A 23,105-nucleotide genomic window follows, 5' to 3' on the forward strand; every position below is an offset into this window, starting at 1 on the left:
GTGGCCTGCTGACGACGCTTGGGGCTCCAGCTTCAGGTCCCGGAATTCGCGTTCCAGTCCTCGCCCCCCATCGCGTCATCGCGGAGCCACGGTGTTTCGCTCCAATGGGCGCGAGGACCAGTGCTCCTCGATGGCCTGGACGAACTCGGGACGAACGACTTTCGCGCGCGCGAGGAGGAAGTCACCCTCATCACGCCGGAGGTAGACGCCCTCCATGGGCGCATGGGTGAGGCTTGAGGGGCCGAGCAGGTTCACCACCTCGTCCGCCGTGAGACGCCCGCGCGCGACGGTAGGGACGGCAGCGAGGCCGAGCGAGGCCACGAGGGCGTCGCGTCTTGAGGAGGACCAGAAGCGTCCGGCCCGCTTGTCGTAGACGTCGAAGGCGAGGAACCAGTCGGGTAGGGCGTCGTAGTGCACGCTGTGGACCGCGAAGCACCATTCGCCAAAGAGCATCAGGTGTTGGCCCAGCGTCTCGACGAGCTGCTGGCGCCGGGTCTCCAGCCAGGGCCACAGCGGTTGGAACTGGGGGGCTGCTCGGGGACCGAGGTAGGCGCCGCGGTTCTGGGCTCGCAGCTCGCCTTCGGGGCCTACGGAGATGCCAAGGTTCGCCCCGTCTACCTTTTCCTCGATGAGGACTTCGCCATCGAGGAACTCGCGTGCCTCAGGTGGAGAGAGCACCTTGTCATGGCGTACCGGTCTGGCGGAGAGCCAGGCGAGGTGCGGGGTGTGGGGGAACTTGAAGAAGTCGTCAGTCATCACTCCCCACCCTTGCGCTCGTGGAGTTCCTGGATGTCCTTGGGGCACAGAAAGCGGACGCGGACCCCGCAGCGCTCAAACTCTCTCCGCAGTCCCCACCATTTACTGTCCGTTGCCTGGAGGATGGGCGGTCGCTCCTCGTGGGCGCAGCTCGCCGCGACGAACTTGCGGTCCGACGGATCGAAGCCGGCGAGCGCCGGGTCACGGGGAAACTCCTCGAAGTCGCGGGGATCTTCCTGGCGTGGCGTCAGCGAGACCCGGACGCAGCGAGCCGGATTGGCGTGATGGGTCAGGACCCACTTGAGGAAGCGGTCTCCCACGCCTGGCTGGCCCGTGGGAGAGAGCTTGTGTTTGTACTCGTTGATGATGCGCCAGTTGTCATCAAGAACGATGCGTCCGCTCTGGATCACCGCGTGGATCTCCTGGACACAGGCCTGAACACACGCGGGGCTGACCGTCTTCTCATTGTTGTTGGCGGTGAGCGGCACATTGGTGTCGATGACGAATAGCGCAGGGGGCGCGTTCATTGGGGGGGCTGCTCCTGCTGGCGCTTCATCGCCGCCTCGGTCATCGCGACGAGGTCTCCCATGTCGTCGCCGAAGAAGTCCTTCGGCCAGTTGATGATGTTCCCGTACTCGTCAAGCTTCAGCTTCTCGATGCGCGAGCCCTCGGGGCCAGGTGCGCAGAAGTAGATGGCTGTCTCCTCCGGCCGGAGTTTCCCTTCCGCGATACGCCGCTGGATCCGGCGCAAGAGGTGCTCGGAGTGGCTCTCGATGATCAGTTGGATGTTTCGAGGCTGCCCATCCTCACTGGCGTGAATCGCGTCGATGAAGACATCCGCGAGCTCCGACTGTGCCTTGGGATGAAGGTGGAGTTCGGGCTGCTCGAAGAGCAGTGTGGAGCCGGGCTCGGTATAGAAACATTGAAGCAAGACAGGCATGACCTGGGACACGCCGAACCCAACGTCCGGAAGACGAACCGCCATCGGGCTGCCAGGAGTGCGAACAAAGACTTCGTACTCTTTCCGATAGGGCGCGATGGGCCGGACCTCGAAGGAGTCCAGCAGTCCCATGCGGACCAGCCTCTCTGCGATCAATTGCGCAAGAGGCCGGCCAGGGTGTTCCTCCACCTGGATTGACCGCTCACTCGAAGCGAGAAGCGCGGCAACCGTGAGGCGGCCGTCCTCGCCTACGTTCTCGGGGGCCTCACCGGACCAGAGATAGGTTCTTCGAGGCGGCACTCGCAGGGGGCCCAGATACTGTATGGCGTCCAGTTGGTCTTCGAGTTCGAGCGCAAGGCTGTCGAGGTCGCCGAGGAACTTGTAGCGGGCTTCGGCTTCATGCGGGAAGCCGTAGAAGTGAATGGGGGCTGATAGCGCCTCCCTGGCAGCTCCTTCGCGGTTGAACTCAACGTTCTCCAGAAGCAATTCGTACCCTGGTCCATGAGCGCGCCTGGCCATGCCGATGCCCTGCGTGGACTGGGGTGTCGGCAGCCGGTAGATGAACTGCTTCACCTCGACCCTGGTGGACTGTGCGTCTTCTTGGCCAATCAAAGCCCCGAAAGATATCGCGTCCGGCACTCCCTCCTCCGGCACCCTCATGCCCCACTCCATGTTGAAGCGGAGAAGCGCGGCAGGATCCTGGCGGAAGAGCATTTCCGGAAAGGTCCCCATATCGACGGGAGTGCTCTCGTCGCCCAGGTGCAGCACCCGCTTCCGGTCTCGCGACTGTGCTGTCTGCTGTAGCAGGAGAAGGAATTGCTGGAGGCTCGTCTTCCCCGAGCTATTGGTTCCGAAGAACATCGTGAGCGGGGCGAGCTGGATGTCGCCAGTGTCCTTCCACGCCTTGAAGTTCTGGATGTGGAGCTTCTTGAACATGCCGCCGGTTCTACCTCACCCCTGTTTCTTCGGTTTCGTGCGGAGCCTGGATGCGTCCATCCGAGCCCATGAGACACAGCGCGGGTGCGGTGCGAACTCCGTTCGAGCGCTGCCGCACTCGGCGCCATCCACCACCGGAGTGAGCCGGAGCCTGCATGTGGATGAGGTTGGCGGCTCATCGAGAGTGAAGCGGCCTTCCTCTACGCCGCACCGCGCCACGTGCTCGGAGTCTCGGCTTCTCACGGACTTGGAACGGGGACGCAACTCCCGGCGCCAGTTGCCGACAATGTAGGCAAGCCTCCCTGCTGCTCAAACTCGGCTCCCCCTTCCGAGGTCCCCTCATGGTCCAGGTCACGCGCCCCTCCAGCCTCACGCCGTCCTCGCAGACGCGGGTCGCCGCGGAAGTCCCTGCCCGGGCCAAGGGCGCGCAGGGCTTCAACGCCATCGTGAAGGGGGACAGCTTCTCTTCCGTTACTCCTGCGGGGTCGCAGCAGGTCAATGCCCTGCGCCTTCCCATCCCCTGGCCCGGCAAGGGCGAGGCGGACAAGATCGGCTGGATCCAGAAGGCGTATCCGCCCGCGAAGGACTCCACCGCGGAGTTCATGAAGCTCAACCAGGCCGTGCGCGCGGGCCAGAACGTGATGCCCCCCGAGGCCAAGGACTGCGTGTTCCTGGCCGTGGGCGGTCTGCTCTCCGAAGCCGCGCCCAAGCAGATCTACTTCGACAAGAACCTGGACGCGCTCGAGGCCCAGGGCCTCCAGGTCGGCCGCGTGCCCGTGGACACGGACATGGGCGTGGAGCACAACGCCGCCATCGTCCGTCAGGCCGTGCTCGAGGCCTCCAAGAACGGCAAGCAGGTGGTGCTCATCGGCCACAGCAAGGGCGGCCTGGACTCCGCCGCGGCGCTGTCCATGTACCCGGAGCTCCAGGAGCACGTGCGCGCCCTGGTCACCATCCAGTCGCCCTACGGCGGCTCGCCCATGGCGCAGGACCTGCTGGACAACCCGCTCGTGCGCTACGGCGTGGGCGGCGCGGTCGAGGCGCTCGGCGGCAGCATCCAGGCCGGTGAGGACCTGACGTACGACTCGCGCAAGGCGTTCCTCGCGAAGCACCCGATGCCGCCGGGCATCCCCGCCGTGTGCATGGCCTCCACCACCGCGAACCCCACGTCGCCGCTGTTCGCCATGGAGGAGTACATGCAGCAGCGCTACGGCGTGAAGTCCGACGGCCTGGTGCTCCCGCAGGACGCGTTCATCCCCGGCTCCAAGTCCGTGACCCTGTCCGGCCTGGATCACCTGGACTCCACCGGCACGACGCTCAACCCCTTCAAGCCCTACCAGCCCGAGGACCTCACCCTCTCGCTGGTCGCGATGGCGCTGAAGATGCCCAAGGGCGGCTGAGCCCTCACGGCTCCGGCTGCCGCGAGCGGCCCGGCGCCCGAGCCGCTGTCCTCGCATCCGGTGCGTTTGCGGATGCACCCGCCGTGCATAAACCCATGAAGGGTGTGCACGGGAGCACGGGATGCGGACGGGAAGGCCAGGCATATGGGCGGCGATGTCCGGCCGCGCCTGCCTCCGGGCGCGCGGCTGTGGGTCGGCCGTGTCCCTCGACGCGGGAGGCCCGCCTTGACGCGCGAGGAGGCCGTCATCCGAGGGCGCGTCGCCTCGATTCGCGGCACCGTCCTGGAGGTCGACGTCGAGGGCGTGCTGCCCGTCGTGGGCGCGGCGCTCTCGTGTGCAGGCCCCCAGGGGGAGGTCTCCGCCGTCGTCCATGCCCATGTCGGCGCTTCGCGTCTGACGGCCATCGCACTCGACGAGACGCGAGGACTCCGTCGAGGCGCGGAGGTCGAGGGGGACGGACTTCCCCTGCGGGTGCCGGTGGGACGGGCGCTGCTCGGCCGCGTCGTCGACCTGCGCGGGCGACCGCTCGATGGCGGCGGCCCCGTGAGCGCGGAGACCTGGCGCCCGGTGCACCGCCCGCCTCCGCCCCCCGGAGCGCGGCGGCCCTGGACGGAGGTGTACGAGACGGGAATCAAGGTCATCGACCTGTTCTGTCCCTTCGTCCGGGGAGGGCGGGCCGCTGTCTTCGGCGGCGCTGGCGTGGGCAAGACCGTCGTCCTGACGGAGTTCATCCACAACGCCGTCGCCGGCTTCAAAGGGGTCGCCGTCTTCGCCGGTATCGGTGAGCGCTCACGCGAAGGGCTCGAGCTGTGGCGGGAGATGGAGCGAAGAGGCGTCTTCGCGCGCACGTCGCTCGTGTTCGGCCAGATGAAGGAGACGCCCGGGGCCCGGTTCATGGTGGGCGAGGCCGCGCTCTCCATCGCCGAGTACTTCCGCGACGACCTGGGCCAGGACGTGATGCTGGTGGTCGACAACCTCTACCGCCACGTCCAGGCCGGGATGGAGGTGAGCGGACTGCTCGGCCGGCTCCCCTCTCGCGTGGGCTACCAACCCACGCTGGCGGACGACGTGGCCGCCATCGAGGAGCGCATCACCGCGACCCGGCGCGCGGACATGCTCTCCGTCCAGGCGGTGTACGTGCCGGCGGATGACTACGGCGACCCTGCCGTGGCGCACGCGTTCTGGCACATCGACAGCGCGCTCGTCCTGTCGCGGGACGTGGCCGCGGAGGGCTACTACCCGGCGGTGGATCCGTTGACGTCGTCGTCCAAGGCGCTCGACGCCGGCTTCGTGGGCTCGCGCCATTACGACGTCGCCGAGGACGCGCGGCGGCTGCTGGCCCGGTACGCGGAGCTCCGCGACATCATCTCCATGCTCGGCATCGACGAGCTGTCACCCGATGACCGGCTCCTCGTGGGCCGGGCGAAGCGGCTGCGCAACTTCCTCACGCAGCCCTTCTTCGTCACCGAGAGCTTCACCGGGATGCACGGACAGCGGGTCTCCATGTCGGAGACCGTGGAGGGCGTCGCCGCCATCCTCGATGGACGGTGTGACGCGCTGCCCGAGGACCGCCTGTTCATGAGGGGCGCGCTCCCGGAGGTGCTCCATGCCTGAGCACTCCCTGCGCTTCGTCATCTGGACGCCGGACGCGTGCGTCGTGGACGAGCCGGTCCTCGCGGCACGCGTCCCCACCGGCTCCGGACAGGTGGGCCTGCGGCCGGCGGAGGAGCCCTTCGTCTCCGTGGCCGAGGCGGGGCTCTGCCTCCTGCGGCGCGAGGAGGGCCTGCGCTTCGCGGCCACGGCCGGAGGACTCCTCGACGCAGGCCGGGACACGGCCACCCTCTACACGCCGTTCGCCGCGGTGGGCGCGCGCGGCGAGGACGTGCTCGCGGCGCTCGACCGCGTCGTCCATTCTCCAGACAGCGAGGTCGTCGCGCGGCGGCGCATGGGCGAGCTCGAGCAGCGCATCGTGCGCGAGCTCCGGTACCAGGGGCCGGTGCCTCGCGCGAGGGGGCCTCATGGCTGAGCGCCCGTCATCCTCCCGGCGTGGGGATGCCCGCGAACGCACGCGCAAGGAGCTCCTCCGTTTCCAGCGGCGGCAGTCCGGCGGGTGGTCCTGGCGGGCGCTCGCGCTCATCGGGAGCGTCGGGTGGCCCATCGTCCTCCTGGCCACGGGAGGCGCGCTCCTCGGCCGGTATCTCGACGTCCGGTTCGGCACGGGCGTGCACCTCACGCTGCTGCTGCTGACGCTGGGCACCCTCGCGGGAAGTCTCATGGCGTATCGGACCGTGAGGGAGACGCGGACATGAACGGCTGGTTCTTCGCGCTCCTGGGGGCCCTGGTCGGCGCGGTGCAAGCCGGACTGCTCGCGCGCACGGTGGGCACCCATCCCCAGCCCGCGTTGACGCTGCTGCGCCTCGTGCTCGTCGGTGGGGTCCTCTTGCTGTCGGCCCTCGCCGGCCACCTGGTCGCCGGGGCCGCGGGGTGGCTCACCGGCTTCGCCGTGGCGGGGACGCGGGCGCACCGGAGGCTCCGATGAACGCGCCGGTCTTCTCAGAGCAGGTGCTCTTCTGGCTCGGCCCCGTGCCCGTCACGCGCACCATGGTGACCAGCGCGGTGACCAGCTTGTTGCTCGTCGCGCTCGGTGCCTCCTTGGGCTGGGCCGTCGTGCGAAAGCCCTCCGGCCGGTGGGCCGCCGCGGGGAGGCTGACGTTCAGGTTCCTCCAGGACCTGGTCACCGAGGCCGTGGGCCGCCGCTCTCCCGGGCTGGAGGTCTTCGCGGGCAGCCTCTTCCTGTTCATCTCCGGCGCGGCCCTCCTGGGCCAGCTCCCCGGCATCCAGGCCCCCACGGCCAACCTCGCCGCGACGAGCGCCCTGGCCGTGGTGGTGTTCCTCGCGGTGCCGGTCGCGGGCATCCGTGCCCGCGGAGCGCTGGGCTACGTGAAGCACTACTTCCAGCCCAATCCGCTGCTCTTCCCGCTGCAGCTCATCAGCGAGCTGTCACGGACGCTGGCGCTCGCGCTGCGCCTCTTCGGCAACATGATGAGCGGGCACCTCATCGTGGCGCTCATCGTCGCGCTCGTCGGGCTCCTGGTGCCGGTGCCGCTCATGGCGCTCGACCTGCTGATCGGCCTGCTCCAGGCCTACATCTTCACGATTCTCACGAGCGTCTATGTGGGCGCCGCGATCCGCATCGGCGAGGGAGGCTGAGCATGAACGAGCATACGGTCCTGGCGCTGGGGTCCATCATCACGGCGGGGCTGACGATGGCGCTGGGGGCTGTGGGGGCCGCGTATGGAGAGAGCCGCATCGGCGCCGCCAGCATGGAGGCCCTGGCCCGGCAGCCCGACGAGGCGGGCGCCATCACCCGCAACGAGTTCGTGGCCCTGGCGATGGTGGAGTCCACCGCCATCTTCTGTCTCGTCATCGCGCTGGTGCTGCTCTTCGCCAATCCCTTCGTGGCCGCGAGGTGACGTGCCTTGTCGCCCTCGCTCGCCAACTTCCTCTTCGAGACGGTGAACTTCCTGCTGCTCGCCGTGGCGTTGGGGTGGCTCCTCTTCAAGCCGGTGCGGCGCGCGCTCGACGCCGAGCGCGAGCGGCACGCCCGGACGGAGGAGGAGGCCCGGCGTCTGCGGGAGGAGGCGGAGGCGCTGGCGCGCGCGTCTCGCGAGGCACGGGACGCGGCAGGACGCGAGGGCGACGCGCGGCGCAGGGAACTCCTCGCCTCGGCCCGGCAGGAGGCGGCACGCGTCATCGAGGCGGCGCGGGTGACCCAGGCCGCCGACAGGCAGCGGTTGGCGCAGGAGCTGTCGGCCTGGCGCGAGTCCCAGGCGGCGGAGCTGTCGGAGACGGTGGGGCGCATCACGGCCGAGTCCGTCCGCTCGCTCCTGGGCGCGCTCGATGGCCCGTCGCTCGACCTCGCGCTCATCCGGGCCGCGCGCGCCGAGCTGGACTCGGTGCCGGCGGAGGCCCGCGGCGCCGCGCTGGTGGAGTGCGCACGGCCTCTCGACGCGGAGGCTCGTGCGCTGCTCGCGGGCGTGCTGGGGGACGGGCTGAAGGCTCGCGTCGTCGGTGAGCTGGGGGCCGGGGTGCGGGTGACGACGCCGGCCGGGCAGGTCGACGCCACCGCGCTCTCCGTGGCCCGGCAGGCGGCCCTCGCCGTGAAGCGTTCGATGGACGGCGCACGGGCGGGCGCGGGAGGACAGGATGGCTGACGCGGCGCTGACGCGGCGCCTGGCCCAGGCGGGGGACCTCGGGTTGAGGAGGGCCGTCCAGCTTCGCGGGGCGGTCGTCGAGGCCGGGGACGGCGTGGCGCGGGTGGTGGGGCTGCCGGACTGCGGCGCGGAGGAGCTGGTGACCTTCGACTCGGGAGCGCTCGGCATGGCCTACGAGCTGGCGCCCGCGCACGTGGGCGTCGTGCTCCTGGATGGTGCCTCGCGGGTGCGCCCCGGTGATGGCGCGCACGCCCTGGGGCGGCTGCCCGCGCTGCCCGTGGGACGCGAGCTGCTGGGACGGGTCGTCGACCCGCTGGGGCGTCCCCTGGATGACCGGCCCGCGCCGAGGGGACGGCCCCGGCCCGTCTTCCTCGCCGCGCCGGAGCTCACGGCGCGCGCCCCGGTGCACGCGCCGCTGCTGACGGGGGTGATGGCCATCGACTCGGCCATCCCCATTGGCAGGGGACAGCGGCAGCTCATCGTCGGGGACCGGAACGTCGGCAAGACGGCGCTCGCGCTGGACATCGTCGCGGCCCAGGTCGCGGCCCACGCCCCGTGCGTCTACGTCGCCGTTGGACAGGCCAGCTCCCGCGTCCAGAGCGTGCGTGAGCATCTCGAGAAGCGCGGGGTGCTCTCGGGGACGGTGGTGATCGCGGCGGACGCGGGTGACCCTCCGGGACTCCAGTACCTCGCGCCCTACGCCGGCGCCACGGCCGCCGAGTTCTTCCGCGACGAAGGGGAGGGCGCGCTCGTCGTCTTCGACGACCTGACGAAGCACGCGGATGCCTACCGTGAGCTGGCACTGCTCCTGGGCAGGCCCCCGGGCCGCGAGGCCTTCCCCGGGGACATCTTCTACATCCATGCCCAACTGCTCGAACGGGCGACCGCGCTGACGGAGGCGCTGGGCGGCGGCTCCCTCACCGCCTTCCCCATCGTGGAGACCACCGACAGCGACATCTCCGCGTACATCCCCACGAACCTCATCTCCATCACGGACGGGCAGCTCTACCTGGACACGGCGCTCTTCGAGCGCAACCAGCGTCCGGCCATCGACCTGGGCCGGAGCGTGTCGCGCGTCGGAGGCGCGGCGCAGCCCGACCCGCTCCGCGCGGCCGCGCGCAACCTGCGCATCGTCGCGTCCCGGTTCGAGGCGCTCGAGGCGCTGACGCGCGTCGGCCTCGACGTGGACCCCGCGACGCGCACGGCCGTGACGCGGGGGTTCATCCTCCGGGAGTTCCTCCGGCAGCAGCGCTTCACCGTCCGGACGGTGGCGGATCAGGTCATCGCGCTCACCGCCCTGACCGAGGGCTGGCTGGATGCGCTGCCGCCCGCCCGGGCCGAGGCGGCCGTATGGGCCGCGGCCGAGCACGCCCGCGTGGAAGCGCCGGAGGTCGTGGAGGCCGCCAACGCGGGACACGCCCAGGCTGGAGACTGGAAGGCGCGTCTGAGGTCCTTCTTCCCGAGGGAGCAGGAGAAGGCGCCGTGAGGAGCGAGGTCGAAGGACGGCGGCGCTTGCAGTCCCTCGAAGCGCTTGGGGAGGCGGTGCGCGCGATGAAGAGCCTCTCCGCCCATCACTTCCGGGAAGCGCGCAGGGCGGTGGAGCCCGCGCGTGCCTACCAGCGCGGCGTCGAGCATCTGCTGCGAGGGGTCGCGGCTCCGTTCACGGGAGGCCCCGGAGGCGCGGGGCTGCTCGTCATCGGCGCCGAGCTGGGCCTCTGCGGCAGCTACAACGCCCAGGTGGCCGCCGAGGCCACGGCGCGGCGCGCGGTGCTGGGGCGCGGGCCCACCCTCTGTGTCGGGCACCGCGCCGTGTCGTTGCTCCACCGGAGGGGCGTGGCGGTCGAGCGGGCGTACACGGCACCCACCCGCGTCGCCGGCATCACGACGCTCCTGCTCTCCCTCGCGGAGGACGTGCTGGGGCGCTACGCGGTGGACCGGCTGGCGAGCTTCGACATCGTCTCGAGCCGCTTCGAGGGCGTGGGCCTCGTGCGGCCGGTGAGCACCCGCCTCCTGCCTTTCGAGGGGAGCGCCGCGGAGGCGACGAACGGCGTGCGCTACGTGGGCCAGGACGCCTTCGCCTTCGCCGCGACCCGGGAGTTCCTCTACATCACGCTCCATGACCTGTTGCTGGACGCGCTCGCCTCGGAGCACGGCGCACGGCTGTTCGCGACGCAGTCCGCGGAGAGGTGGCTCGATGAACAGGCGACCCGCTTGCGCCGCCGCCTCGCGGCCACCCGGCGCGAGGCCAGCACCCAGGAGGTGATGGAGATCGCCGCGGGGGCGCGCGCGCGAGCGGCGGAGGCCACGCACCCGGACGGAGCTTGAAGCGGGCTCACGTCCCCGTGGGCGGCGCCTGCCGTTTCAGCTCGCGCGCGGGAATCCCCGCCACGGTGGCTCCCGGCGCCACGTCCTCCATCACGATGGCGTTGGCGCCAATCTTCGCGCCGTCGCCAATCACCACCGGGCCCAGCACCTGCGCCCCCACGCCGATGAAGACGTCGCGGCCCACGCGCGGCACGCCGACGACGCCGGGCAGGGGCTCCAGGCTCACGTTCTGGGAGATGAAGCTCTTCTCTCCAATCTCCACGCCCGGCGCGATGATGACGCCGATGCCTCCGTAGCCCAGCTCCACCGAGGGGTGCAGCGTGGCCTTCCGGTCCACGTGGCTGTTGTGGATGCGGTCGCCCACCGTGGCCACCACGCTCGCGAGCCTCGGGAGCGCCTGGAGCCGCTTCGCGGCCCGGTAGAACGTCAGCGCCGTCGGACCCATCTGCCCACCATCCTTTTCGCCACCGGCGCCCAGCGGAACTTGGACCGGTGCAAGGTCTGTCCCATCCAGGTGTCCCGGTAGATGAACAACCAGTGGTGTTGCCGGACCTGCTTCGTCCACTCGCGCTTGTAGGGGGCGTCGTCCCCCAACAGGTCCAGCTCTCCCAGTCCCCTTCCAATGCAGTCCTGGATCAGCTCCTCCGTCAGCAGGTGCCCCGGGCTGACCTCCGCCAACGACTCGTCGTAGCCCGGCTTCATCGCCAGATAGCGGCCGGCGTATTCCAGCCCGTACTGGAACGCGATGGGGCGCGAGTCCAGCCTCAGGAAATACAGCCCCAGCCAGCCGCGCTCCGCCGCCGTGCGCGCGAGCCCCGTGTAGAAGTCCCGGCGGTGCCGCGCCTGCGCGATGGCCGTGCCCTCCCGCGCCTTCCAGCCGCTCCGCTCCAGCGCGAAGGCCTCCTCCAGCTTCCCGTCCAGGCCCTCCACGCCGGACACGCGCTCCACCTCCACGCGGCCCTTCTCCTCCAGGCGCCTGCGCCTTCGCCGCAGCGGCTTCGCGTTGCTCCGGCCCTTCGTCCACGCCGCCACCGTGGAGGGCAACATCAGGTAGGGCGAGCGCGCGCTCGGCCACGCGCCGCAGGGCATCCCCGCGCCCCTCGCCGCCTGGAGCAGCTCCCAGGCCGCGCCGCCCTCCGGCACGTCCGACAGCCGGAGCACCTCCCAGCTCGGGTCACCCAGCAGATGCGACAGGAAGGCCACCGCGGCGCGCCGGGGCTCGTCCGCCACCAGGTCGAAGCGGCACGAGTGCTTGTTCGTCAGCGACGACAACTGCCGCACCGGCACGCCGTACTGGTGGCCCTGCTCCTCCTGGAGCGCCAGCACCGCCACCAGCATGCCCAGCGCGTTCCTCGCCGTGAGGATGCGCAGGGCCGCGCCGGGCGCGAAGCTCGCCACCCAGCAGCGCACGAACTCGTGCCGGTGGAACACCTGGTCGTCCGCGCGCTTCACCAGCGCGTTCCACTCCACCTCCAATGCAGCGAAGGCCGCGAGACTCCGGACCTCCTCCACGCACAGGGGCTCCACGCGCCCGCGCGGCAGGGGCTCCACCGCGCCGAGGCGGGGGAGGGAAGGGACGCGCTCCCCGAGCATCGCGTCCGTGATGGGGCTCTCCTCCATGAACATCGCTCCTCGGGTGTCTCGCTCGGGGGGACTCAGGACAGCGGCTCGCCTGCGTCATCCGCCGCTTCTGGGCCCAGCACGTCCGGTCCCTGTTTCTTCAGCGGCTCGTCACGCAGCAGCACGGGTCCGTCGAGCTTCGCCAGCGCGTTGGTGTCCAGGGGGACGTGATGCACCTGCACCGGGACCTTGGCGCCGGGGCGCTCCACCGTCGTCTTGAACACCACCTCCGCGGGGGCCGGCATGGCGGGCGTGGGCGCCTCCACCACCGGCGCCAGCTTCGGCTGCTTCTTGAGGCCGCGGAAGAGCCAGCCGCCCTTCTGGCGCTCGTACAGCTTGCGCGTCTCCACCGCCGCGCGCGCATGCGACACGCGGCCCGTCTCCAGGTCCTCCAGCAACATCTCGCTCAACCGGCGGCGCGTCACGCTGTCCAGGTAGTCGAAGACCTTCTCCAGCTTGCGCACCACCACCTGCGTGGCCCCGCCCGCCGCGGTGTGCGTCAGCGCCGAAAGCTTCAGCTCATGCCGAGCCCTCGCGCGCTCCGCCAGCTTGCGCAGCCGGTCCGCTTCGTCCGGCGACGCGGCCTTGCCGACGAGCCCCGGCAGCACCGTGCGCGCCAGGCCCGCGTCGACGAAGCCCGAGTCGTCGAACGTCTCCAGCGACTCCAGCGCCCGCCGCCGCGCCTCCACCGACGTGCCCTCCAGCGCCTTCAGCGCCGTCGTCACCCGGTCCAGCGCCATCCAGCGGTACACCCAGTCCAGGCCCGTGCCCTTGATGTTCTGCGCGCCCATGATGCTCACCTGCATCCCGGGCGCAACCGCGCGGGCGCACGCGTCCACCACCTGGTCGCCCGTCGCCTGCGAGTCGGACACCGGCACCAACTGCTCCAGCATCATGGCCCGGTACGCGTCGCGGAACTTCGCGTGGAACGCCTTCACGCGGCCCTGCGCGTCCGCCTCGCCCCGGGGCAGGAGCGCCTTCAGCCGCGCGTGCACCGCCATGCGCGCCAGCAGGTACAGCGCGTGCTCGCGCACCTCGTCCTTCGTCGCGGCCGTGAGCACCTCCGGCAGGGGCTGCGGTTGCACGCGCGTCGCCGGAGACAGCGCCTCGTCGATGAGCGGGCCCACCTCGCGCTCCAGCGCGCGGCGCACCTTCTCCACGCCCACCTCGTCGTCTCCGCCCTCCAGCGCCTTCTCCACCGCCGCCGTCAGGGCCAGCGTGGGCGTCGCATGGAGCCCGGCGCCGGCCGCGTACCGCTCCAGCCGGTCCAGGAACGTGGCCGTCGTGGGACGCGGCACCTTCAGCTTCGCCAGCTCCTTCGCGAGCCGCGCCTCCGCGCGGGCCTGTCCCTCGGGGCTCGCCACCTCCTCCGCGGCGACGACCTCCGTGCTCGACAGGTGCCGGTCCAACGCGTCACGCACGTACTTCTGGAGGCCCTCCAGGTTCGTGCCGATGAGCACGTGCCGGTCCGCGGGCGCGTCCTCCACCATGATGCGCGCGAACACCTCCGAGCGCGACACGCGGTCCCAGCGGTTGTTGATGACCGTGATGACCGCGCGCTCCGGGTTCGCGTCCGGGGCCACGTCCCCCAGGCCCGTGCGGATCCAGTTGTTCATGAAGCCCGTGCGCTCGTTCGCCGAGTGCCCGTTGATGAACTGGAGCTGCCGCCCGCGCACCTTCGCCGCCGGGAAGACCTTCAGCACGCCAATCTCGGGCTGCACGTGCTCGGCCATCAGCGCCAGCGCGTACGGCCTCGACACGCCGAGCTGCTCCGCCAGCGTCGCCACCAGCGCCATGTTGCGCGGGTGCTCGCGGTAGGGGAACAGGGCGAGGAACTCCTCCGGGATCAGCTCTGCCTCCCACCACGCGCTGTGCAGCAGCGTGGTGTCCTTCTCCTTCGCCGCCTGCTTGAAGAGGGGGAGGAAGTGGTCCTCCGTCGTCACCACCCGGCCGCCGTTGGGCATGAAGTTGGTGATGACGGACGCGACGTTGATGCCCGCGGGGCCCTGGATGTCCTCATGGTCCGGATAGGCGTTGGTCAGCGTGGCGAAGTCGTCCTTCATCCAGTCGTTCTGGAGCAGCTCGACGAAGTTGGGCTGCAGCGCCATGCACTCCCAGAGGAACACCTCCGTGCCCAGGCGCGCGCCCAGCTCCACCATGTCCTTCTGCTCCCAGATGGTGGCCTTGTCGTAGGGGCGGAAGATGAAGAACTCGGACGGCCCGGCGCCCGGGGCGCTGTGCACGAACATCGCCTCCGAGCCCGTCGTCTTCGCGAACACCTCGAAGCCCATGCCGGAGAAGAGCGCCGCCTTCAGGCGCTCCGTGCCGGACTTGCCGCGCGTGCCCCAGCCGCCGATGACGAGCGGGATCTTCTCCCGGGACTTCCGCACGTTCTGGCGCTTCACGTACGTGTCGCCCAGGAAGATGGAGAAGAGCGCCGCGGTGAAGAGGCCCAGCGCCGCGATGCCGTTGCCCCCCATGCCGAGGAAGTAGCCCTCGTTCTCCATGATGCGCTCGGTGAGGAGCGCCAGGAACCCGCTCTGCAGGCCCAGCAGCGCGGGCGTGTGCAGCGTGGACGCCGGCTTCGGCGCGGGCTCCGGCTCGTGGAAGAGCGTGGCGAGCGGAGCGGGGACCTGCTTGTGCTGACCGTACGGCGTGAAGCGCACCTGGACGCCCAGCTCGCGCTCCACCTGCTCCACGAAGCGGCGGCGCTCGCGGGGCTCCTCGCCTCCCAGCGAGTCCAGCCGCAGCGACGCGAGCCGCCGGTAGTCCTTGGACACCTTCAGCCGGTTCGTCAGCCGGCGCAGGCGCGAGGCGGGCGGCACCAGCACCGTCTCGCCGTGGCTGCTGAACAGGTGGACCTTGCCGTCCTTCGACAGCGGCAGGTCCAGCAGGTCATCCACCGTGGGCAGGTGCCGGCCCCAACTGCCCTGGCTCGCCACGTGGACGCGCTCGCCGGGGACCAGCGTCTCCGTGATTTCGTCCAGGTGGCCCGGGTGCGCGCGCAGCGTGCCGGACATCACGCGGCCGGTGGTGTGCAGGAACGCCTGGCGCTTGTTCGGCGCGGGGCGGCCCAGCTCGTGCCACACGCGCCACAGGCGGCGCTCCTGCCGGTCGCCGTGCCACAGCGTCAGCGTCTTGTCCGTGCGCTCCGCGTACAGGCCATGCCCGTCCTGCGACAGGTCCGCGAGGATGGCGCCCAGCCACGCGGGGCCCTCCGGCATCGGCGGCAGGTTCTCCGGCGCGGGCTGGAGCGGGATGCGCGTGCGGCTGCCCGGCCGGAGCTTGGAGACGCGGCCCGCGAGGAACGCCGTCCACGCCTGGCGCACGGGGTCCTTCACCCGGCGCAGCACCTGCGCCGCCGCGGCCGCGGCCTCCACCACCGGCCCGGTGGCGCCCGGCTGCGTCGTCAGCGATTCCACCGCGTCCAGCAGCGCCGCGTGCGCGGGGCCCAGGCCGGCGGCGCCCAGCGACTCCGCCAGCGCGGCGGCGCGCTCGCACGACACGCGCAGCACGAGTGGCGCGGTGTCACGGCCGAGCACGTCCACCAGCACCTGGAGGGCAGGGCCCTTCACCTTCGGGGCCGCGAGCGCCGCGTCCACCGCGGCCAGCACGGCGGCGGTGCGCACGCGCGGGCTCGGCTCCGACAGCGGCTGTCCCGCGACGGCCGGCACCTGCTCCAGGCCCGCCAGACGGCGCAGCAGCGGCTGTCCGTCCGGGCGCTGCGCGATGAGGGCGCACAGGCCCATGCGCACGTACTCGCTCGGGTCGTGGTGCGCGACCTCGGTGAGCAGCGGCATGCGGTGCTCTTCCGACAAGAGCGGCGCGCACTGCTCCAGCACCTGGCGGCGGAAGAGGAAGTCCTTCTCCGACGGGGCCTTCGCGCGCAGCCGCTGGCGCAGCAGGGCCAGGCCCGTGAGCGCGTCCACCGTGAGCAGCGCGCGCAGGGCCTCCGCCTGGAAGAACGGGCTCACGTCCTCCTGGCCCGCGAGGCTCGTCAGCGTGGGGCCCACTTCGGGCAGCGACGCGGCGACGCCCGGCACCGTCCGCGCGAGCTGCCGGAAGGCCTCCAGCGCGGCGAAGCGGTTCTGCGCCCGGGGCGCGTCCACGGCGCGGTCCAGGAGCTGCCTCGCCAGCGGCACGGCGGCGGGTTGCAGCTCCTGCGCGTGGGCCGTGCCCAGCACTCCTGTCAGCGCGCGCAGCGCCGTCTCTTCTTCGATCAGCAGCTTGTGGCGTCGCTTCTCCAGCCGCTCGCGCAGGGCGTCGAAGCCCATCCACCGGTCCAGGGCGCGCAGGTCCTCCTTGCGGTCCTTGCGGTCCTTCACCGTGGCTTTGATGTGCTCCACCAGCACCTGGCGGCGGGCGGCGTCGTCCTGTGCCTCGTTGTGCTGGCGGGTGAACTGGACGATCTCCGCGTGGACCGCGGCCAGCTCCGTCTCCAGGGCCTCCAGGGCCACGCCCAGCCACGGGGCCAGCCCGTCCAGTCCAGCGGGGCGAGGGCACGATTCCACCAGACGCTGGGCCAGGGCTTCGACCAGGGCCCCGCGCACGCGGCGGTGCAGCGGCGGCAGGGCTTCCAGCAGTTGGGACTCGAGAGGTTCGTTCGCCAGGTGCATGTCGCGGCCAGAGCTATTCATTGCTTGAGAAACCTGCCCGGTCCCCCCAGGCCCGCGTTCGGATCACGACAGCTCCCCCCTCCTCAAGGCTGCAAACGTCGTTCATCGAGCAGCTCTTCGAACTCCTCCTCGGTGGGCGTGACGTCCTGGAGCCCACGTCCACCCGTCCAATCCCACCGCGCTCCGAGTGAAAACATGTTCTGCATTCCGTACGGGCCGGAGAGGAATGCGCGGTCCTCGGCGAAGAGCATCAGCCGGTTGCCGCTCTTGCCCATCCACACGTTCCAGTCCACGCGGCCCGACACGCGGTGGCGCAGGTAGGCCGTGGCGCGGTGATCATCCTGGAAGCGCTGCGACGCGCCGTAGCCCAGCTCCACGCGCGTGCCCTGGAGCTTGCCGCCCAGGAGCGCCGCCCAGCTCGCGTAGGCGCCCGCGTTGTCCACGGTGTAGAGGTTCGCGTTGCTCACAGCGGACATGCCCAGCGTGGCCACGTGGTCCTGGAAGGGCTGCCAGCGCAGCGACAGCCGGGGCGACAGGCGCCGCGGGTGGTCCTTGCCGTAGAGCCAGTAGACGTTCTGGTCGTAGCGCGTGGCGTCCACCGCGCTGCCGCCCTGCATGGACTCCAGCGTCAGGCCCAGGCCGGGGATGAGGCCCACGTCCGGGGACAGGCGCACGTAGCGGTCCGCCGCCACGCGGCCCCGCGCGCTCCAGCGCATCGCGCCGTCGATGGTCTGCGAGAACACGGAGCCCTGCAGGGACAGGCGCAGGTCGCCGGGCAGTTGGTTCACATAGCCGGCCACGGTGCCGCCGAACACGGCGGACTGGTTCAGCGGGTAGCGCGCCTCGGGCGTGAAGCGCAGCCACGCGCGGCCCGGGGACAGCTCGCGGCGCAGGGAGAGGCGGACCTCCAGGCCCGTCTGGAGCGGGCGGTTGAGCAGCTCGCCTTCCTGCACGTCCTCGCTGCGGTAGCCCATCTCCGCGGACAGCATGCCCAGGCCGCCGGTGCGCGTTTCCGGAGGCATGCCCTCGGGCAGGAGCGACAGGCTGGGCGGCAGCGCGGGCCAGGGCAGCGGCTCCAGGCCCGTGGTGCCCTGGGCCCACGACGGGGCCGCGAGCGCGCTCGGATCCGAGGCGACACCCAGTTGCACCTGCACCAGGGCTTCACCGGCGGGCGACTCCAGGCTCACGCGGTGCGGGCCGCGCGAGGGCAGCAGCAGCCACGTCTCGCCCATGTGGCCCAGCGGCTGGGACGCGCCCTGGAGGCCGGGGTCGGCGTCCTCGGGCAGGCCCAGGTGCATGAGCGGGCCTTCCTCCGCGCTGGATCCGCCGGTGCCGTCACCGGCGGGCAGCGGCGTGCTGCGCAGGAGCAGCTCGCGGCCCGCGGCGGGGGCGAGGGCGGTGGCGCGCACGCGCAGGGCGGTGGGGCCCAGCACGGTCATCACCACCGGCGCGCCCGGACGGCTGCGCAGGAGGGAGAGGGGCTGCGGGGCGGCCACGACGCGGGCGTTGGCGGTGGCCTCCTCGGACTCCACGAAGCGCACCAGGCCGGTCTGCTGCGTTTCGGCGCGCGCCATCACCACTTCCACCTGGTGGCGGCCGGGGACGTCCAGGCGGGTGCCCAGGATGGCGGTCTCGCCCTCGGCGACCTGGAGTTCGCGCACCACGCGGCCGTCCACGCGGAGCGCGAAGGCGCAGGTGCCGGCGGCGTCCACGCCCGGACGCGGGGTGGTGCCGCAGAGGACCTCCGCGCCCAGGGGCCGGGGCTGCTTCACCACCAGGCTCATCACGCGCGAGGCACCGGCGGGCAGCAGCTTCGCCTCCGACAGCTTCCACGGGGGAGCGAGCAGCGCCTTGCGCACGGACATGGCGACGTCCTCGTCGTCCGTGCCGGCCTCTGAAGTGGCGACGAGCGAGCCCGCGGTCTCCTCCGCGTCGCGAAGGCCTTCCCAGCGGGTCCAGCGGCCCGCGGTGAAGCGCATGCGGCGGACATCCGGGTGATCCGCCCAGGCCTGGAGCTGGCTCGCGAGCGCCGCGCCCAGGGGAGCACCGCCGTCCTTCCACGCCTGCGGCGAGTCCTGAAGCCGTTCCAGCATGCCGAGCGCTTCCAGGCCCACCTGGGGCAGGCCCGTCTCGCGGTACAGCGCCGCCATGGCCAGCGCGCCCGCCGCGTCTTCACCCGAAGCGGACAGCAGCCGGGCCCGGAGGTAGCGGCCCGCGAGGCTCTTGTCTCCCGACACCGCGGAGAGCGCCGCGGCCGTGTGGCCTTCGCGAACCTGCGCGCTGAGCGCGGCGAGCGACGTGTTGCCCTGCGCGTCCGTGCTGCCGTTACGCGCCGAGGTGCTTGCTGCGGCGAGCGAACCATTGCCCTGCGCGTCCGTGCTGCCGCTGCTCGCTGAGGTGCTTGTTGCAGCGAGCGAACCATTGACCTGCGCGCCCGTGCTGCCGTTGCGCGCCGAGGCGCTGGTGGCCGTGAGCTTCGCGCTGTCCGTGTCCAGCGCCGGGAAGGCAGGGGACACCAGCGTGGGCTGGGTGATGGCCTGTGCGAAGCGCACCGTGCGCGGGGCCGCCTGAGACAGGCGGTCCATCAGCGCCAGCAGGCGCCGCTGCTGCTCCGGCGTCAGCTTCGCCTGCGCGTCCAGCAGTCGGCCCACGTCCGCGCGGGCGAAGCCGTCCTCCTGAAGAGATGAGAGCAGCTCGGCGCGTGCGAGGCGCGGCTCCACGTCATCCGGCCCCGTGCGCAGCGCTCGGGAGAGCGCCTGGAGCGTCTCGTACGCCGTGCCCGCCTGCGGCTGCTGCGGCAGGGCAGGGGGCTCCTCGGACGTGGCGACCTCCGCGCGGCGCACCGACAGCGAGACGGCGAGCTGTGCCTTCGGATCCTCGGGCTCGAACCACACCTCGCGCGCCTGCGCGGGCAGCGTCACCACCGCGGAGACCGGCGCGGATGACGTGCCCTTCGCTCCGTCCAGCGCGACGTGCCGCGGGCTGGCGGCCGTGGGCATCAGCACCAGCCGGCGCGGATGGCCCACGTCCGTGTTCATGCGCACCACGAGCGGCTTTCCCGGCGTGGCATTCAACGGACGCAGTTGCACACGCACCGGCGACGGCAGCTTCGCGTCCGGCACCCGGAAGCGCACCGCCTTCTTCTCCACCTTCACCGGCCACTGCGAGCGCACGTAGCCCACTTCGCCCGGCGTCGCCTCCGCCTTCGCGGGCGCGAGCGACAGGAACGCGCGCGTGCCCTCCACGCCCTCCAGCTTCAGGGCGTGCTCACCCGGCGGCAGGGCAATCTCCACCGGCTCCACCGCCGACAGCGGCAGCAGCGGGAAGGCGTTGCTCCCCACACGCAGCACCGGATTCACCTTCGCGCCCGGCGGCGTCATCACGTAGGCGCGCAGCAGGGTGGGGGCCTCGGCGAGCCCCGTGGCCCGCACGTGCGTGGTGCCGCCCGCGGCAAGCGGCCACAGCGCGCTGCCCGTCATCGACGCATCCGCCTCCAGGCCCTGGAGGTCCAGCCAGTGCGAAACCTTCACTTCGGTCCCGTCGTCGCGGGGCGCGGGCGTCACCTGCGACCAGCGGCTCGCGCGCCACCAGGCGGTGCGGTAGCCGCGGCGGATGTCCTCCGACAGCGGATCCGCGCGCCACGCCAGCTCCAGCGCGGCCAGCTCGCGGCTGCGCAGCGGGTCGCCCAGCGGCAGGCGGGCCACCAGCTCCGATGCCTCGGCGGTGAGGAAGCCCGCTTCCGGCAGCGCGGGCGCGGTGCCCAGGAGCGCGTGCGCCACGTCCGGCTTGTTCGCGTCCAGGAGCTTCTTCGCGGCGAGCAGCCGCAGGTGCCACGCGAGCGGCGACGCATCCGCGCCCTTCAGCGCCTCCACCGCCACGTCCGTGTCGCCGTCCACCAGGGCCGCCATCACCGTCAGCAGCGGTGACAGGCCCTCCGTCTTGATGCGTCCGTACGTGCCGCGCGCCAGGTCCGGCATCAGCGCCACCAGCCGCTGGCGCAGCAGCGACGGACGGGCGGCGGGGTCCTGCTTCACCACCTCCCACGCCTTCTCCGCCAGCTCCGTCCAGTGCGTCTGGTGCGACAGCGCCTCGGACAGCGTGGGCCGGCGCGTGGCGACGCGCGCACGCAGCAGCGGCGCGGGGCCCTTCCAGCTCACCCGGTAGTTGTGCTTGCCCGGAGGCAGCGCCACGCGCATCTCCTCCGCGATGCCCACGCGCTCACCCGACGCGAGCACCCGCGCGGTGCGCCCGTCCGGCAGCGCCGCGCCCTCGGGCGCCTCCGCCCACGCGGGCTGCGGCGTGAGCTGCGCCTGCGCGAGCACCCCGCCCACGCCGTACACCTCCACCGTCGGCGCCTCGGCGGGCGAGCCGTTGCCCAGCACGGCGCGCGCCTCCAGTGACAGCACGCCCGGGCCCTCCATCTCCATCGCCCAGACCGAGCCCTTCCCCTCCGGGCGGACCCAGGGCGCGTCCATTCCGTCCAGCACCACCTCCGTACCGGTGGGACGCGGGCGCTCCACGCGCACCGCCCGGCCGTAGAGCGGTGACACCAGCGCCCACTCGCGCAGCGCGGAGGCCTTGCGCCAGTCGCGCACCGCGGTCCGGAAGGCCGAGGACGCGGGCTCGTCCTTCACGAACTCCGCCTCCAGCGCCGCGTCCACGTCCAGCCGCGCGCGCGTGGCCGCGTCGAACGCCAGCGCCGGGCGCGGCCCCTTGCCGTCCACCCACTGGAGGAGCGCGTCCCGCATCCGCTCCTCGGTGCTCGCCGTGGACGTGGGCGTGGGCCGCTCCACCACGATGCGGGCGTTCTTCGTCGCCGTGACCCACCAGATGCTGCCGGCGCCCATGGGCTCCGCCAGGTACCAGCGGCCCGGACGCTCCGACACGCCCTCTTCCTCCACGCGCAGTTCGGGCGCTTCGCCGCCCTCCGACAGCGGCACGCGCGTGAAGCGCAGCGCCCCGGCGGGGCCGGTGACGCGCACCACGTCCAGCGGGCCCAGCCACACGGCCGCGCCCTGCTGGGACGTCACCTCCATCGCGCCCGTCACCTGAGGCACGCCGCCAGGCACATAGGGCGCGTGGCCCCGGAGGTCCTCCAGTGCCACCGGTCCCCGGATGGCGCGCGGCTGCCAGCTCATGCCCTCCTCACTGCGAGCGATGACGGACGGCTGGGAGACGGCGGGCTGCGCGATGACGGGCAGCGCCGCGAGCGCTCCCACGAGCAGGGTGTAACGGGCGCGGCGTCGAACAGGAAACATCGGCGCTCAGTCCTCCAAGGGTGCGAACAGAATCTGGGCCAGCAGGGCCAGACGCGCCGGGGTCACCAGCGCTTTGCGCGTACGGGATGACATTTCCAGGTGCAGGAAGCGGGCTTGCGGGTAGGCCTGGAGCAGACGCGCCTGCGCGTTCTGCGTCCCGCCGAGCACCTGCACCCCGGTCGGGAACAGCTTCACTCCAGGGCCGAGCGCCTCCTCCAGCGGTGCGGCCACCTTCCGGGCCCACGTCCCGGGCCTGCGCGTCCCGTCGCTGATCACCGCGGCCAGCTTCTCCGTGCGGCCCTTCTGGACCTTGGACTCGCCGAAGCCGTGCAGTTGCACCACGCGCGGCGAGACGAGCTGCCGCGCGGCCAGGTCCGTCACGCTCTGGAAGAGGTGCTCCGGGTTGTGCGCGACGTCCGCGGGGTGCTCTGGGTCCTCGGGCGTCTCACCGGGCGTGCCCTTGTAGCGGTGCGCGGTGGCGGTCATGAACAGGCGCGGCGCGCGGCCCTCCGGCGGGCAGGAGAAGAGGCTGGAGCCGATGTCCTCCGTGCCGATGTCGAAGTAGGGGTGGGGCACCTGCACCACGTCGTTCGTGGCTTCGCCCGTGCGAATCACATACGCGCCCGCGCCGTGGTAGCCGTCCGGCCGCTCCCGCAAGACCCAGAAGGTGTCGCGCGGCGTGGTCCACGTCTCCAGGAAGAAGCCCACGGACGCGGCCACGTTCGTCAGCTCCGGCGGCACGTCCTTCCGCTCCGGCGCGGCGGCCAGCAACGCGGGGATGAGCTTCGCGAACGCCGTCCGCTCCTCCAGCGTGGTGGGGTGGAACGTCACGGCGTCCGCGCGGGGCCACAGCCCGGAGAAGCGCGCGTCCACGCGGCACCCTGACTGCTCGGGCACGTTCACGGATGGATCCTCCTGGGGGACGCGCTCGGGGGCGGGCCGCGTGGCGCCCTTCGCGGGGATGGCCGCCTGGGCATGGGCATTCACGCCAGCGCCCAGCACGGACACGACTCCCGCGGCCACGAGCGGGCGCCACGACC

Annotated in this window: 18 protein-coding genes; 10 read left to right on the top strand and 8 right to left on the bottom strand. The window is 71.8% G+C overall.

Annotation, left to right across the window (positions count from 1 at the left end):
* Positions 1–75: 75 nt before the first annotated feature.
* The 3 genes from K8612_RS01260 to K8612_RS01270 are packed head-to-tail and all read right to left on the bottom strand — an operon-like array spanning position 76 to position 2,632.
* On the bottom strand, positions 76–756 hold the full coding sequence (locus K8612_RS01260; RefSeq protein ID WP_223760985.1) for an RNA ligase family protein: 681 nt from the start codon (positions 754–756) through the stop codon (positions 76–78).
* A complete protein-coding gene (locus K8612_RS01265) occupies positions 756–1,283 on the bottom strand; it encodes a hypothetical protein (RefSeq protein WP_223760986.1) in 528 nt (175 codons plus the stop codon). The genes K8612_RS01260 and K8612_RS01265 overlap by 1 nt, the downstream gene beginning before the upstream one ends.
* Complete coding sequence (locus K8612_RS01270) at positions 1,280–2,632, bottom strand: DUF3696 domain-containing protein (RefSeq protein ID WP_223760987.1); 1,353 nt, start codon at positions 2,630–2,632, stop codon at positions 1,280–1,282. Before K8612_RS01270 ends, K8612_RS01265 begins: the two co-directional genes overlap by 4 nt.
* Before the next feature lie 341 nt (positions 2,633–2,973).
* Here K8612_RS01270 and K8612_RS01275 point away from each other — a divergent pair, with 341 nt between their 5' ends.
* The 10 genes from K8612_RS01275 (at position 2,974) to K8612_RS01320 (ending at position 10,571) form a co-directional block, all read left to right on the top strand.
* Positions 2,974–4,032, top strand: coding sequence for a triacylglycerol lipase (locus tag K8612_RS01275; protein ID WP_223740032.1), 1,059 nt, complete (start codon positions 2,974–2,976; stop codon positions 4,030–4,032).
* A 225-nt stretch (positions 4,033–4,257) separates the two neighbouring features.
* Complete coding sequence (gene atpD, locus K8612_RS01280) at positions 4,258–5,646, top strand: F0F1 ATP synthase subunit beta (RefSeq protein ID WP_223760988.1); 1,389 nt, start codon at positions 4,258–4,260, stop codon at positions 5,644–5,646.
* Positions 5,639–6,058 (top strand): hypothetical protein, encoded by a 420-nt coding sequence (locus K8612_RS01285; RefSeq protein ID WP_223760989.1) that lies wholly within the window; start codon positions 5,639–5,641, stop codon positions 6,056–6,058. Before atpD ends, K8612_RS01285 begins: the two co-directional genes overlap by 8 nt.
* Positions 6,051–6,341: an AtpZ/AtpI family protein gene (locus K8612_RS01290; protein ID WP_223760990.1), complete on the top strand. Its 291-nt coding sequence runs from the start codon at positions 6,051–6,053 to the stop codon at positions 6,339–6,341. The genes K8612_RS01285 and K8612_RS01290 overlap by 8 nt, the downstream gene beginning before the upstream one ends.
* Positions 6,338–6,571, top strand: a complete 234-nt coding sequence (locus K8612_RS01295; RefSeq protein ID WP_223760991.1) for a hypothetical protein — start codon at positions 6,338–6,340, stop codon at positions 6,569–6,571. Before K8612_RS01290 ends, K8612_RS01295 begins: the two co-directional genes overlap by 4 nt.
* A complete protein-coding gene (gene atpB, locus K8612_RS01300) occupies positions 6,568–7,242 on the top strand; it encodes a F0F1 ATP synthase subunit A (protein ID WP_223760992.1) in 675 nt (224 codons plus the stop codon). The genes K8612_RS01295 and atpB overlap by 4 nt, the downstream gene beginning before the upstream one ends.
* Positions 7,243–7,244: 2 nt before the next feature.
* Positions 7,245–7,505 (top strand): ATP synthase F0 subunit C, encoded by a 261-nt coding sequence (gene atpE, locus K8612_RS01305; protein WP_121782414.1) that lies wholly within the window; start codon positions 7,245–7,247, stop codon positions 7,503–7,505.
* A gap of 6 nt (positions 7,506–7,511) precedes the next feature.
* The gene (locus tag K8612_RS01310; RefSeq protein ID WP_223760993.1) at positions 7,512–8,246 is read left to right on the top strand and encodes a hypothetical protein; all 735 of its coding nucleotides are present in this window, start codon (positions 7,512–7,514) and stop codon (positions 8,244–8,246) included.
* Entirely contained in the window at positions 8,239–9,732 is a 1,494-nt protein-coding gene (locus K8612_RS01315) for a F0F1 ATP synthase subunit alpha (protein ID WP_223760994.1), read from the top strand. The genes K8612_RS01310 and K8612_RS01315 overlap by 8 nt, the downstream gene beginning before the upstream one ends.
* A gap of 26 nt (positions 9,733–9,758) precedes the next feature.
* A complete protein-coding gene (locus K8612_RS01320) occupies positions 9,759–10,571 on the top strand; it encodes a F0F1 ATP synthase subunit gamma (RefSeq protein WP_255671293.1) in 813 nt (270 codons plus the stop codon).
* 7 nt (positions 10,572–10,578) lie between these two features.
* On the opposite strand, the gene K8612_RS01325 is transcribed toward K8612_RS01320, so the two are convergent.
* The 5 genes from K8612_RS01325 to K8612_RS01345 form a co-directional block, all read right to left on the bottom strand.
* Complete coding sequence (locus K8612_RS01325; RefSeq protein ID WP_223740031.1) at positions 10,579–11,016, bottom strand: serine O-acetyltransferase; 438 nt, start codon at positions 11,014–11,016, stop codon at positions 10,579–10,581.
* Positions 10,998–12,191: a GNAT family N-acetyltransferase gene (locus K8612_RS01330; protein ID WP_223760996.1), complete on the bottom strand. Its 1,194-nt coding sequence runs from the start codon at positions 12,189–12,191 to the stop codon at positions 10,998–11,000. The genes K8612_RS01325 and K8612_RS01330 overlap by 19 nt, the downstream gene beginning before the upstream one ends.
* 35 nt (positions 12,192–12,226) lie before the next feature.
* Positions 12,227–16,828: a hypothetical protein gene (locus K8612_RS01335; RefSeq protein ID WP_223760997.1), complete on the bottom strand. Its 4,602-nt coding sequence runs from the start codon at positions 16,826–16,828 to the stop codon at positions 12,227–12,229.
* A gap of 62 nt (positions 16,829–16,890) precedes the next feature.
* Complete coding sequence (locus tag K8612_RS01340) at positions 16,891–22,065, bottom strand: hypothetical protein (RefSeq protein ID WP_223760998.1); 5,175 nt, start codon at positions 22,063–22,065, stop codon at positions 16,891–16,893.
* 6 nt (positions 22,066–22,071) lie between these two features.
* Positions 22,072–23,088: a hypothetical protein gene (locus K8612_RS01345; RefSeq protein WP_223760999.1), complete on the bottom strand. Its 1,017-nt coding sequence runs from the start codon at positions 23,086–23,088 to the stop codon at positions 22,072–22,074.
* Between the last annotated feature and the right edge of the window lie 17 nt (positions 23,089–23,105).

The organism is Corallococcus sp. AS-1-6, from assembly GCF_020037015.1.
Lineage (GTDB): Bacteria > Myxococcota > Myxococcia > Myxococcales > Myxococcaceae > Corallococcus.